This window comes from Mycolicibacterium brumae (assembly GCF_025215495.1).
GTDB classification, from domain to species: Bacteria; Actinomycetota; Actinomycetes; order Mycobacteriales; family Mycobacteriaceae; genus Mycobacterium; species Mycobacterium brumae.
On sequence record NZ_CP104302.1, the window covers coordinates 1,184,647 to 1,197,807 of the forward strand.

The following is a 13,161-nucleotide window of genomic DNA, read 5'->3' on the forward strand; positions in this document are numbered from 1 at the left end:
GTTCAGCCGGTGTGCCCGGCCATCGATCGATAGCCCTCCCACACGCTCGGATGGCTCGGGGCCCAGTTCGCCGCGGCCCGGAACCGCGCGTTGCTGACCCGCAGGGATCTCGTCAGCGATGTGACGCGGTCCCCGACAAGCGCCGCCAGCCGGCCCGGTCCGGTGACCCATGGTCGGACGCCCACCGCAGCCGCCATCGCCGCGCAGTTCTCCTTCTTGGTGACCGGCTGGTCGTCCACGACGTTGTAGACGTCCGGATCGCAGCGCAGGGCCGCGACGACGGCGCCCGCGGCGTCGGCCAGGTGGATCGAGGACATGTACCCGTCGGGCCGGCCCGGACGGAACCCGATGTGGCGGCGCGCCATCGCCATCAGCTGCTCGCTGTGCGCGGCCCCCGGTCCGTAGAACAACCCGAACCGCAAGGTCACGGCCTCGCCCCCGGACTCCGCGAACCGACGTGCGCTGGCCTCGGCCGCGTGGTTCCCGGCGGAGATCCGGTAGTGCTCGACCGGCCAGTTCTCATCGATCCACCCGGCGCCGCCATCGTGATAGAGCATCGCCACCGACTCCTGGACCACGCGTCCCACGCCCGCCGCGAGCGCGGCGTCGACCACGGCCGCCGAACCCTCGGTGCGGATCCGCTCGCAGTCCGCCCACGCCGAGTACAGCATGAAGCGCTCCGTCGGCGGCAGCGACGACGCCATGTTGACCACCGCGTCATGGCCGGCGAAGGCGGCGGTCAACGCGTCGCGGTCGAACAACGACACCAGAGCCGGCGTCGCTCCCTGCCCGCGCAGCAGCTGCGCTTTGTCCTCGGTGCGGGCCATGGCGGTGACTTCGTGGCCGGCGGCCACCAATGCGGGCACCGCGTGGCCGCCGATCGCTCCGGTGCCGCCGGTGACGAATACCCGCATGGCGTCAACCCTAAGTCGATTGGACGCGGCCCGTGACGACGCGGTTAACCTTTAGCCATGTCTGTGCGCGCCCCGCTTCGCCCCGGCCGGCTGTCCCCGACGCTGCCGGTGCCCAAGTCGATCGACCGTCCCGAGTACGCCTGGCGGGACAGCGTCAACGAGGGCAGCGAACCCTGGGTGCAGACGCCCGAGGTGATCGAGAAGATGCGGGTGGCCGGGCGGATCGCCGCGGGCGCGCTCGCCGAGGCCGGCAAGGCCGTCGCCCCCGGGGTCACCACCGACGCGCTGGACCGCATCGCGCACGAGTACATGATCGACCACGGCGCCTACCCGTCGACGCTGGGCTACAAGGGTTTCCCGAAGTCCTGCTGCACCTCGCTCAACGAGATCATCTGCCACGGCATCCCGGATTCGACGGTCATCGCCGACGGCGACATCGTCAATATCGACGTCACCGCCTACATCGACGGGGTGCACGGCGACACCAACGCCACCTTCTGCGCCGGGGACGTCAGCGAGGAGCACCGGCTGCTGGTTGAGCGCACCCACGAGGCCACCATGCGCGCCATCAAGGCGGTCAAACCCGGCCGCGCGCTGTCGGTGATCGGCCGGGTCATCGAGTCCTACGCGCACCGATTCGGCTACCACGTCGTCCGTGATTTCACCGGCCACGGCATCGGCACCACCTTCCACAACGGACTGGTGGTGCTGCACTACGACAAACCCGAGGTCGACACCATCATCGAGCCCGGCATGACGTTCACCATCGAGCCGATGATCAACCTCGGCTCGCTGGACTACGAGATCTGGGACGACGACTGGACCGTCGCCACCGTCGACGGCAAATGGACCGCGCAGTTCGAGCACACGCTGGTGGTGACCGACGACGGTGCGGAGATCCTGACGCTGGCGCCTTGAGCAGCTCGGGCGGCGCTCTGCTGATCGCCGGCACGACCTCCGACGCCGGCAAGTCCATGGTGGTCGCCGGGCTGTGCCGGCTGCTGGCCCGCCGCGGCGTGAAGGTGGCCCCGTTCAAAGCGCAGAACATGTCCAACAATTCCGCGGTCACCGTCGACGGCGGGGAGATCGGCCGCGCCCAGGCCATGCAGGCCCGCGCCGCCGGATTGGCGCCGCACACCCGGTTCAATCCGGTCCTGCTCAAACCGGGCAGTGACCGCCAGAGTCAATTGGTCGTCCGCGGCCGGGTGACCGGGACGGTGCGCGCCGGGGACTACATCGCCCACCGGGACGCGCTGTCGTCGGTGGTCGCCGAGGAACTGCGGAGTCTGCGCGACGAGTTCGACGCGGTGATCTGTGAGGGCGCGGGCTCGCCGGCCGAGATCAACCTGCGGGCCACCGACCTGGCGAATATGGGTCTGGCCCGCGCGCACCACCTGCCGGTGGTGATCGTCGGCGACATCGACCGCGGCGGTCTGCTGGCGCACCTGTTCGGCACCGTCGCGATCCTGGAGCCGAAAGACCAGGCGCTGATCGCCGGCTTCCTGGTGAACAAGTTCCGCGGCGACCCGCGCCTGCTGGCGCCCGGGCTGGACCGGCTGGCCGAGCTGACCGGTCGGCCCAGTTACGGGGTGCTGCCGTTTCACGACGGGCTGTGGATGGACACCGAGGACTCGGTGTCGGTGCTGGCCGGGCACGTCGTCGGGATCCCGACCGCACCGCGCGGCGACCAGTGGCTGCGGGTCGGCGCGATCCGGTTGCCCCGGATCTCGAACTCCACCGACATCGAGGCGCTGGCCGCCGAACCGGGGGTGGCGGTGCGCTGGGTCGACGATCCGGCCGGATTGGCCGGGCTGGACCTGGTGGTGATCCCGGGCAGTAAGGCGAGCGTCGCCGACCTGGACTGGCTGCGCGCCCGCGGCCTGGCTGCCGCGGTGGCCGAGCACGCCAGCGGCGGGGGCGCGGTGCTCGGGATCTGCGGCGGCTTCCAGATGCTGTGCCGCGGCATCGACGACCCGGTCGAGTCGGGCCGCGGCGCGGTGCCCGGGCTGGGGCTGCTGGACGCCGACATCGTCTTCGCCGTGGATAAGACGCTGGCCCTGCACACCGGCGCCGCGGCGACCGGCGGGCTGTCCGGCTATGAGATCCATCACGGCCTGCTCGCCCGCAGCGCGGCGGCGGACTGGGCCGGGATCGGACTGCGTGACGGCGCGATCCATGGCACGCACTGGCACGGGCTGCTGGACAACGACGATTTCCGCCGCGACTTCCTGACCGCGGTCGCGGCGAGCACCGGCCGCACCGGCTTCGTCGTCGCCGACGATGTCGACGTGCCCGCCCGGCGGGACGCCCAACTGGACCTGATGGCCGATCTGCTGGCTGCCCACGCCGACGTCGAGGCATTGCTGGCGCTGCTGCGCGACGGCCCGCCGACCCGGCCAACCGTGGTCGCGGGCCGCATCCGGTGAGCAGGTGCTTTCCGCCCGGCGCCGGTAACCTGTGGGCGTGAGAGTGCCCCGGCCGACCCGCGTGCGCCGCGCCGCGGTGCTGTTGGCGCTCGTTTCGATGCTGGTCAGCGGCTGCCACGTCGTCGCGGGCACCCCGACCTGGCCGGGGGCGAAGCTGTCCCAGGTGACGCTGACGGCGGCGGATTTCCCGGATGGGGTGCTGTTCCGCGATATCGAGGAAGACCCGGGCGCCCCGGATGGCACGGGTGAGGCCCCGACCATGATGACGCGGCCGGAAGGCTGCTCCAACGGGCTGACGAACGTCATCGCGTCCTCGGCCGAACGCGGTCCGGGCAGCGCCGCCAAGTACGAGGTGATCTACGACGGGGCCCGCATCGTGATGACGGTGCTGTCCTGGCCGCTGGATCTGGAGGCGCTGCAGGCCACCGCGCAGCGCTGCGAGCACTTCTTCGTGCTGTTCGACAACACCTCGCGCGGGATCCCGATGACCACCACCGCGCTGCCGAGCGAGCACGACAATGAGTTGCTCTACCAGCAGACCATGACCCTGGACGCGGTGGACGCGTCGGTGTACATGGGGTTCGCCAATATCGGGCAGATGAGCGTGTTCGGGGCGGCCTTCCCGCTGGAGGACACCACCGTCGAGGCGCGCGCCGACCTGCCGAACACTTTCCTGGACATCTTCGACCGGCAGACCGAACGGGTCCGGCAACTGTAGGTCCGGCAGAAATGACTCCGGCCCCGCACGGGCGGGGCCGGGATGGCTATTCGGTCACTTGCCGCAGCCGCAGTCCTTGCTGCCATCGCAGGAGCAGTTCGCCCCGCACTGACAGTTCTCGCACTTGCAGTTCGGATTGGTGCACGCTTCATTGCTCATATTGCAATATTACTATAAATCCGCGCCCGGCGGAACACTCTTCCCGAACTCCGACGCCGCGCGCCGGGCGCTCCGGGTGGACGTGGTGGCGGCCGAAGGTTTGCCACGGGATAATCTGAGTCCGATCAGTCCCGCCTCCTCCGGGGTGGGGACGCGCAACCGCGAAGGGCGAGCAGACCGGTGGCAGATACCGCAGAGACCAAGACCGATGTCGTACTGATCGGCGCGGGGATCATGAGCGCGACGCTGGGCGCCTTGCTGCGCCTGGTCGAGCCCGACTGGACCATCACGGTGATCGAGCGCCTCGACGGCGCGGCCGCCGAGAGCAGCGACCCGTGGAACAACGCCGGCACCGGGCACTCGGCGCTGTGCGAACTGAACTACACCCCGCAACAACCCGACGGCAGCATCGACATCACCAAGGCCATCACGGTCAACGAGCAGTTCCAGGTGTCCCGGCAGTTCTGGGCGCATTCGGTGCAGAACAACGTGCTGACCGACGTCCGCAGCTTCCTGAACCCGGTGCCGCACGTGTCCTTCGTGGCCGGCGCCGACCGGGTCGAGTACCTGCGCAAGCGGCGCGACGCGCTGGCGGCCAACCCGCTGTTCGCCACCACCGAGTTCATCAACGACGCCGACGAGTTCGCCCGCCGACTGCCCTATATGGCGACCGGGCGCGACTTCTCCGAGCCGGTCGGGCTGAACTGGACCACCGAGGGCACCGACATCGACTTCGGTTCGCTGACCAAGCAGTTGCTGAACTTCGGCGTGCGCAGCGGCACCTCGGTGCTATTCGGGCACGAGGTGCGCAATCTGAGCCGCGACGGCGACGGCTGGTCGGTGAAGGTCCGCAACCGCCGCACCCGCGCGACCCGCACCATCAACAGCCGGTTCGTATTCGTCGGCGCCGGCGGCGACGCGCTGCCGCTGCTGCAGAAGGCCGGCATCCCGGAGGCCAAGGGCTACGGCGGGTTCCCGGTCGGCGGGCAGTTCCTGCGCGCCTCCAACCCCGCGGTCACCTCGCAGCACCAGGCCAAGGTGTACGGCTTCCCGCCGCTGGGCGCGCCGCCGATGTCGGCCCCGCACCTGGACACCCGGATCATCAACGGCCAGCCGTGGCTGCTGTTCGGCCCGTTCGCGGGCTGGTCGCCGAAGTTCCTCAAGCACGGCAAATTCACCGACCTGCCGCTGTCGGTCAAGCCCAACAACCTCGGCTCGATGCTCGGGGTGGGCATGACCCAGATGGACCTGACCGCCTACCTGATCCGCCAACTCGCGCTGTCGGAGTCCGCCCGGGTCGACGCACTTCGCGAATTCGCCCCCAGCGCAGTCGATTCCGACTGGAACCTGATCGTCGCGGGACAGCGCGTGCAGGTCATCAAGCCCAAGGACAGCGGCTTCGGCGGCACCCTGGAATTCGGCACCGCCGTGCTGGCCTCGAACGACGGCACCATCGCCGGCTTGCTCGGCGCCTCGCCGGGCGCCTCCACCGCGGTGCCGGCCATGCTCGACGTGATGTCGCGCTGCTTCCCCAAGCACTACCGCCAGTGGCTGCCCCGGCTGACCGAGATGATCCCGTCGCTGGGCACCAAGCTCTCCGACGAACCGAAGCTGTTCGACGAGGTCTGGAACTGGACCCAGCAGACGCTGGGCCTGCAGGCGCCGGCCGTCGAGGGGGCCTGACCGCCCGGCATGAATCCGACGCTGCGCCGGGCCCGGGCCCAGGACCTCGACGCCGCCAGCCTCTATGAGCTGCTGAAACTGCGGGTGGAGGTGTTCGTCGTCGAGCAGGCCTGCCCCTATCCCGAACTCGACGGGCGCGACCTGCTGCCCGACACCCGGCACTACTGGCTGGAATCGGATGGGGTGATCGCCACGTTGCGGCTGATGGAGGAACACCCCGGCGGCGAGAAGGAGTTCCGGATCGGGCGGGTGTGCGTGCGCCGGGCCGACCGCGGCGGTGGCCACGCCGGCCGGCTGCTGCGCGCGGCGCTCGCCGAGGTGGGCCCCTATCCGTGCCGCATCAACGCTCAGACCTACCTGACCGAGCTCTACAGTCGGCACGGATTCGTCTCCGACGGGCCGGAGTTCAGCGAGGACGGCATCCCGCACACCCCGATGGTGCGCAATGGCTGACCGCGACGGCGGCGGTGACATCCCGCCATACCCGTTCAGCGCCATCGTCGGACACGACCGGTTGCTGCTGGCACTGCTGCTGTGCGCGATCCGGCCGGAGATCGGCGGGGTGCTGATCCGGGGTGAGAAGGGCACCGCGAAATCCACCGCGGTGCGCGGCCTGGGCGCGATCCTGGCCGACGTCGACGGCGGGCGGCTGGTCGAACTGCCGATCGGCGCCACCGAGGACCGGGTGATCGGCTCGCTGGACCTGCAGAAGGTGCTCGGCAAGGGCGAGCACGCGTTCTCCCCGGGCCTGCTGGCCACCGCGCACGGCGGCGTGCTCTACGTCGACGAGGTCAACCTGCTGCACGACCACCTGGTCGACATCCTGCTGGACGCCGCCGCGATGGGCCGGGTGCACGTCGAACGGGAGGGCGTCTCGCACTCCCACGAGGCCCGGTTCGTGCTGATCGGCACCATGAACCCGGAGGAAGGCGAACTGCGCCCGCAGCTGCTGGACCGCTTCGGGTTGACCGTGGAGGTGCGGGCCTCCCGCGACGTCGATGTGCGAACCCAGGTGATCGCCGCCCGGCTGGCCTACGAGGCCGACCCGCGCGGATTCGCCGCCCGGCACGCCGACGCCGACGCGGGGCTGGCCGCCCGGATCGCCGACGCCCGGGCCCGGGTTTCTCGGGTCAGCTTGCCGGACAAGGAGTTACGCCGCATCGCGGCGCTGTGCGCCAGCTTCGACGTGGACGGGATGCGCGCGGACCTGGTGGTCGCCCGCACCGCCGTCGCGCATGCCGCCTGGCGCGGCGCCGACGAGGTCGACGCCGCCGACATCCGGGTGGCGGCCGAACTGGCGCTGCCGCATCGTCGTCGCCGCGACCCGTTCGACGATCCCGGCTTGGATCCCGACGTCCTGGACCGGGCGCTGGCCGAATCCGATCCCGGGCCCGACGATCCCGGGCCCGACGACGATCCCGATCCGCCCGGCGGCGGCCAACCGGACGCCGATCCCGGCGCCCCGCAGCGCGACTCGCGGGAGTCCTCGGGCGAGGCCGCGGAATCGCCGGCGTCGGGGCCCGGCGCCCAGGACCGGCCGTCGGCGCAACCCGGGCCGACCTATCGCACCCGCGCGCTGCGGGTGCCCGGCGTGGGGGAGGGCGCCCCGGGGCGGCGCTCGACGGCGCGCAACCGGACCGGAGCGGTGATCGGCCCCGCCGAGCCGGGCGACGAAACCGCCTCCGGCATGCACCTTTTCGCCACCCTGCTCAAGGCCGCCGAGCGCGCCGCCGGACCCGGGCCGCTGCGGCCGGAGGTCGGCGACCTGCGCAGCGCCATCCGGGAGGGCCGGGAGGGCAACCTGGTCATCTTCTGCGTCGACGCGTCCGGCTCGATGGCCGCCCGCGACCGGATGGCCGCGGTCGGCGGCGCCGCGCTGTCGTTGCTGCGCGACGCCTACCAACGCCGGGACAAGGTCGCGGTGATCACCTTCCGCGGCGCCCGCGCCGACCTGCTGCTGCCGCCGACGTCCTCGGCGCACATCGCCGGCCGGCGGCTCGCCCGCTTCGACACCGGCGGCAAAACGCCGCTGGCGCAGGGCCTGCTGGCCGCCCGCGACCTGGTGGCCAGGGAGAAGGTGCGCGACCGCACCCGGCGCGCCCTGGTGGTGCTGCTGACCGACGGGCGGGCCACCGGCGGCCCGGACCCGCTCGGGCGGACCCGCGCCGCGGCGGCGATGCTGCGCGCCGAAGGCGCCGCCGCCGTCGTCGTCGACTGCGAGACCGGCTACGTCCGGCTCGGCCTGGCCGCGGAGCTGGCCGCCGAACTCGACGCCCCGGTGCTGCGGCTGGATCAGCTGCGCGCCGAGACGCTGACCGCCGCGGTCCGCGCAGCCTGAGCAGAAGTCGTCGGAGTAGAAGTCGTCTGAGTAGAAGGAGCACCGTCATGCCGCAGGGTCAGCCCCTTTCGGTGCCCGACGACGGGCTGAGCACCCGGGCCCGCCGGCGTCAGCCGGTGCTGGCCGTGCACACCGGGGCCGGGAAAGGCAAATCCACCGCCGCGTTCGGGATGGCGCTGCGGGCCTGGAACGCCGGCCTGCGGGTCGCGGTGTTCCAGTTCGTCAAGAGCGCCAAATGGAAGGTCGGCGAGGAGTCGGCGTTCGCCGCGCTGGGCCGCGCCCACGACGAGCACGGCGACGGCGGCGCCGTGGAGTGGCACAAGATGGGGTCGGGCTGGTCGTGGTCCCGCAAACAGGGCGCCGAAGCCGACCACGCCGCGGCGGCCGCCGAGGGCTGGGCCGAGATCTCCCGCCGGCTGGCCGCCGAGCAGCACGACTTCTACGTCCTCGACGAGTTCACCTACCCGCTGAAGTGGGGCTGGGTCGACATCGACGAGGTGGTGGCGACGCTGACCGCCCGGCCCGGCAGCCAGCACGTGGTGATCACCGGCCGCGACGCCCCGCCGGCGCTGATCGACGCCGCTGACCTGGTCACCGAGATGGTCAAGGTCAAACACCCGATGGACGCCGGCCGCAAAGGTCAGAAGGGCATCGAGTGGTGAAGAGGGTGAACACCGAGTGGTGACGCCCGGCGCGGTGGTCGTGGCCGCGCCGTCCTCCGGCGCCGGCAAGACCACGGTGGCGACCGGGTTGATGGCCGCGCTGCGCCGCGCGGGGCACTGCGTCGCCGGATTCAAGGTCGGCCCCGACTTCATCGACCCGGGCTATCACGGGCTGGCCACCGGCCGGCCGGGCCGCAACCTGGACCCGGTGCTGGTCGGGACCGAGTTGATCGCGCCGCTGTACGCCGCCGGGGCCGCGGGTGCGGACATCGCCGTCGTCGAGGGGGTGATGGGTCTGTTCGACGGCCGCATCCCGGCCGGCGACGCTCCCGGCCCGGCCATCCCGGACGGTTCCACCGCGCAGGTCGCCGGACTGATCGGCGCCCCGATCGTGCTGGTCGTCGACGCCCGCGGGCAGAGCCAGAGCCTCGCGGCGCTGCTGCACGGCTTCGCCGGGTTCGACGCGAGCGTCAGCCTGGCCGGGGTGATCCTCAACCAGGTCGGCTCGGCCCGCCACGAACAGGTGCTGCGCCAGGCCTGCGGGAGTGTCGGGCTGCCGGTGCTCGGCGCGCTGCCGCGCGCCGACGCGCTGTCGGTGCCGTCGCGGCACCTGGGCCTGGTGACCGCCGTCGAGCACGGCGCGGCGGCGTGGGCCGCCGTCGACGCGATGGCCGAACTGGTCGCCCAGCGCGTCGACCTGCCCGCGGTGGCGGCCATCGCCGCCCGCGCCGCCGGCGCGGTCAGCGCGCCGCCCTGGTCACCCGCTCAGCACATCGAGCCGGTCGCCGGCGCCCCGGTGGTCGCGGTCGCCGCCGGCGCCGCGTTCAGCTTCGGCTACGCCGAGCACACCGAACTGCTGTCCGCCGCCGGCGCGCAGGTCGTCGCGTTCGATCCGCTCACCGACGCGCTGCCGGCCGAGGCCGCGGCGCTGGTGCTGCCCGGCGGCTTCCCCGAGCAGCACCTCGGCGAGTTGTCGGCCAACGAGGCGCTGCGCGGCCAGATCCGCGGGTTCGCCGGCCCGATCCACGCCGAATGCGCCGGGCTGACCTACCTGATGGACGACCTCGACGGCGCCCCGATGTGCGGGGTGCTGGCCGGATCCGCGCGGTTCACCCGGCGGCTCACACTGGGCTACCGCGACGCCGTCGCCGTCGCCGACTCCTGCCTGCGCCGGGCCGGCGAGCGGGTCGTCGGCCACGAGTTCCACCGCACCGTCGTCGAATTCGCCGGCGAGGTGACACCGGCCTGGAAGTTCCGCGACGGCGCCGGGACGGTCATCGCCGACGGCGCGGTGCGCGGACCGATGTCCGCGGCCTACTTGCACACCCACCCGGCCGCGAGCCCGGCCGCGGTCCGCCGCTTCGTCGAGGCGGCCGATACGATTCCCCGGTGAGCAGCGATAACGCCTACCTGGTCGGATTGCGGCTGGCCGGCAAGAAGGTCGTGGTGGTCGGCGGCGGCAGCGTCGCGCAGCGCCGGCTCGGCCTGCTGGTCGCCAGCGGCGCCGACGTGCGCGTGGTGGCCCGATCGGCCACCCCCGCGGTGGAGGCGATGTCCGGTGTCACCGTCACCCTGCGCGACTACCGCGACGGGGATCTGGAGGGCGCCTGGTACGCCATCGCCGCCACCGACGACGCGGACGTCAACGCCGCCGTCGCGGCAGAGGCCGAGCGCCGGCGGATCTTCTGCGTGCGCTCCGACGTCGCGGTGGACGGATCGGCGGTCACCCCAGCCACCTTCGCCCACGCCGGGCTGGCGGTCGGCGTGCTGGCCGCCGGTGACCACCGTCGTTCGGCGGGCATCCGCACCGCGATCCGGGAGGCGCTGGCCGGCGGGCTCGTCACAGAACCCGAGGCCGGGGCCGACGAGAACCTGCGCGGCACGGTGGCGCTGGTCGGCGGCGGGCCCGGGGACCCGGAGCTGATCACCGTCCGCGGCCGGCGGCTGCTGTCGCGCGCCGACGTGGTGGTCGCCGACCGGCTGGCGCCGCCCGAACTGCTGTCGGAGTTGCCCGCGCACGTGGAGATCATCGACGCGGCCAAGATCCCCTACGGCCGGGCGATGGCGCAGGAGGCCATCAACGAGGTGCTCGTCGACCGGGCCCGCGCCGGCGCGTTCGTGGTGCGGCTCAAGGGTGGGGACCCGTTCGTGTTCGCGCGCGGCTATGAGGAGGTCCTGGCCCTGGCCGACGCCGGGATCCCGGTGAGCGTGGTGCCCGGGGTGACGAGCGCCATCGCGGTGCCGGCGCTGGCCGGGGCGCCGGTCACGCACCGCTCGGTGAATCACGAATTCACCGTCGTCAGCGGGCACTGCGCCCCCGGCGCGGCCGAATCGTTAGTCAATTGGGACGCGCTCGCGGCCATGACCGGGACCATCGTCCTGCTGATGGGCGTGGAGCGCATCGAGCTGTTCGCCCATGTGCTGATAAAGGGCGGACGACCTGCGCAAACACCGGTTCTGGTGGTGCAGCAGGGCAGCACTCCGGCGCAGCGCACGGTGCGGTCCTCGCTGGCGGAGGTGGCGGCCGTGGTGCGTGCCGAAGGGGTGCGCCCACCTGCGATTATCGTCATCGGCCCAGTTGTGGGCCTTGCCGACGAGATGGGATCAGGGCCACACTCCACAGGCTTAAACTCTTCTTAATATTACTGTAGGGTAGGTCGGCATGACGGCACTCAACGATGCGGAGCAGGCAATGCCGATCTCCCATTCCGGCCGCCGGGGTCAGGAAGATCAGGCCCCCGAGCAGACCGGTCAGCGCCCCGACTTCTCCTGGAAGTTCATCTCCGCGGTCGTCGCGATCGGCGGTATGCAGCTGCTGGCGACCATGGACAGCACCATCGCCATCGTCGCGCTGCCGAAGATCCAGGACGAACTGGGGCTGTCCGACGCCGGCCGCAGCTGGGTCATCACCGCCTACGTGCTGACCTTCGGCGGTCTGATGCTGCTCGGTGGGCGCCTCGGCGACACCATCGGCCGCAAGCGGACCTTCATCGTCGGCGTCGCGTTGTTCACCATCGCGTCCATCCTGTGTGGCGTCGCCTGGAACGAGGCCACTCTGGTCATCGCCCGGCTGTTGCAGGGCGTCGGCGCGGCCATCGCCTCACCGACCGGCCTGGCGCTGGTCGCCACCACCTTCCCCAAGGGGCCCGCGCGCAACGCCGCGACGGCGGTGTTCGCCGCGATGACCGGCATCGGCTCGGTGATGGGCCTGGTCGTCGGCGGCGCCCTGGTCGAGGTGAACTGGCGGTTCGCCTTCCTGATCAACGTGCCGATCGGCATCGCCATGATCTACATGGCCCGCAACTCGCTGACCGAGACCCAGCGCGAGCCGATGAAGCTGGACGCGGCCGGCGCGCTGCTGGCCACCTTGGCCTGCACCGCCGCGGTGTTCGGGTTCTCCAACGGCCCGGAGAACGGCTGGCTCACCTCGACCACCCTGATCTCCGGAGCCGCCGCCGTCGTGCTGTTCGGCGCGTTCTTCCTGGTGGAACGCCGGGCGGAGAACCCGGTGGTGCCGTTCACGCTGTTCCGCGACCGCAACCGGCTGGCCACCTTCACCGCCATCTTCCTGGCCGGCGGCGTGATGTTCACGCTGACCGTGCTGATCGGCCTGTACGTGCAGGACATCATGGGCTACTCGCCGCTGCGGGCGGGCATCGGCTTCATCCCGTTCGTGATCGCCCTGGGCGTCGGCCTGGGCGTCGCCTCCCAGCTGGTGAACTACTTCTCGCCGCGGGTGCTGGTGATCGGCGGCGGCGTGCTGGTGCTCGGCGCCATGATCTACGGCTCGACGCTGTACGCGACCATCCCGTACTTCCCGAACCTGGTCATCCCGATCACCGTCGGCGGCTTCGGCATCGGCCTGATCGTGGTCCCGCTGACGGTGTCGGCCATCGCCGGCGTCGGCTTCGACGAGATCGGCCCGGTGTCGGCCATCGCGCTGATGCTGCAGAGCCTCGGCGGCCCGGTCGTGCTGGCGGTCATCCAGGCCGTCATCACCTCCCGCACCCTGTACCTGGGCGGCACCACCGGCCCGGTCCGCGATATGAACGACGCGCAGTTGCACGCCCTGGACCAGGGCTACACCTACGGCCTGCTGTGGGTCGCCGCGGTGGCGATCCTGGTGGGCGCGGCGTCGCTGTTCATCCGCTACTCCGCCAAGGAAGTCGCGCACGCCCAGGAAGTCAAGGAAGCGTTCGACGCGGGCGACATCTGATCTTCACCTGGGAGCGTCGCAAGCCCCGTTCACAGCCAGCGCCGG

The 13,161-nt window shown here is 71.6% G+C and carries 10 protein-coding genes and 1 pseudogene; 10 read left to right on the top strand and 1 reads right to left on the bottom strand.

What is annotated here, in order from left to right; genetic code table 11:
• Window positions 1-2: 2 nt before the first annotated feature.
• Window positions 3-914, bottom strand: coding sequence for an NAD-dependent epimerase/dehydratase family protein (locus L2Z93_RS05920; protein WP_090585317.1), 912 nt, complete (start codon window positions 912-914; stop codon window positions 3-5).
• A 57-nt stretch (window positions 915-971) separates the two neighbouring features.
• Between L2Z93_RS05920 and map the strand changes: the two genes are divergently transcribed.
• The 10 genes and pseudogenes from map to L2Z93_RS05970 all read left to right on the top strand — a co-directional run.
• Window positions 972-1,832 carry a type I methionyl aminopeptidase gene (gene map, locus L2Z93_RS05925; protein WP_090585315.1) on the top strand — a complete coding sequence of 287 codons (861 nt, stop codon included), beginning with the start codon at window positions 972-974 and terminating at the stop codon, window positions 1,830-1,832.
• Complete coding sequence (locus L2Z93_RS05930; RefSeq protein WP_260575508.1) at window positions 1,829-3,340, top strand: cobyric acid synthase; 1,512 nt, start codon at window positions 1,829-1,831, stop codon at window positions 3,338-3,340. The genes map and L2Z93_RS05930 overlap by 4 nt, the downstream gene beginning before the upstream one ends.
• A 37-nt stretch (window positions 3,341-3,377) precedes the next feature.
• On the top strand, window positions 3,378-4,058 hold the full coding sequence (locus tag L2Z93_RS05935; protein WP_234785978.1) for a hypothetical protein: 681 nt from the start codon (window positions 3,378-3,380) through the stop codon (window positions 4,056-4,058).
• 339 nt (window positions 4,059-4,397) lie between these two features.
• Entirely contained in the window at window positions 4,398-5,900 is a 1,503-nt protein-coding gene (gene mqo / locus L2Z93_RS05940) for a malate dehydrogenase (quinone) (RefSeq protein ID WP_324611360.1), read from the top strand.
• Between the two features lie 9 nt (window positions 5,901-5,909).
• Window positions 5,910-6,353: a GNAT family N-acetyltransferase gene (locus L2Z93_RS05945; RefSeq protein WP_090585308.1), complete on the top strand. Its 444-nt coding sequence runs from the start codon at window positions 5,910-5,912 to the stop codon at window positions 6,351-6,353.
• 19 nt (window positions 6,354-6,372) lie between these two features.
• The gene (locus tag L2Z93_RS05950) at window positions 6,373-8,238 is read left to right on the top strand and encodes a VWA domain-containing protein (RefSeq protein ID WP_090585606.1); all 1,866 of its coding nucleotides are present in this window, start codon (window positions 6,373-6,375) and stop codon (window positions 8,236-8,238) included.
• Between the two features lie 47 nt (window positions 8,239-8,285).
• Window positions 8,286-8,900 carry a cob(I)yrinic acid a,c-diamide adenosyltransferase gene (cobO, locus tag L2Z93_RS05955; protein ID WP_090585306.1) on the top strand — a complete coding sequence of 205 codons (615 nt, stop codon included), beginning with the start codon at window positions 8,286-8,288 and terminating at the stop codon, window positions 8,898-8,900.
• Window positions 8,901-8,919: 19 nt separating this feature from the next.
• Entirely contained in the window at window positions 8,920-10,293 is a 1,374-nt protein-coding gene (locus tag L2Z93_RS05960; protein WP_370745816.1) for a cobyrinic acid a,c-diamide synthase CobB, read from the top strand.
• Complete coding sequence (gene cobA / locus L2Z93_RS05965) at window positions 10,290-11,540, top strand: uroporphyrinogen-III C-methyltransferase (RefSeq protein WP_109395643.1); 1,251 nt, start codon at window positions 10,290-10,292, stop codon at window positions 11,538-11,540. The genes L2Z93_RS05960 and cobA overlap by 4 nt, the downstream gene beginning before the upstream one ends.
• A 127-nt stretch (window positions 11,541-11,667) precedes the next feature.
• Window positions 11,668-13,116 (top strand): annotated as a pseudogene (locus L2Z93_RS05970) (MFS transporter); the annotation flags it as partial.
• Window positions 13,117-13,161 lie beyond the last annotated feature (45 nt).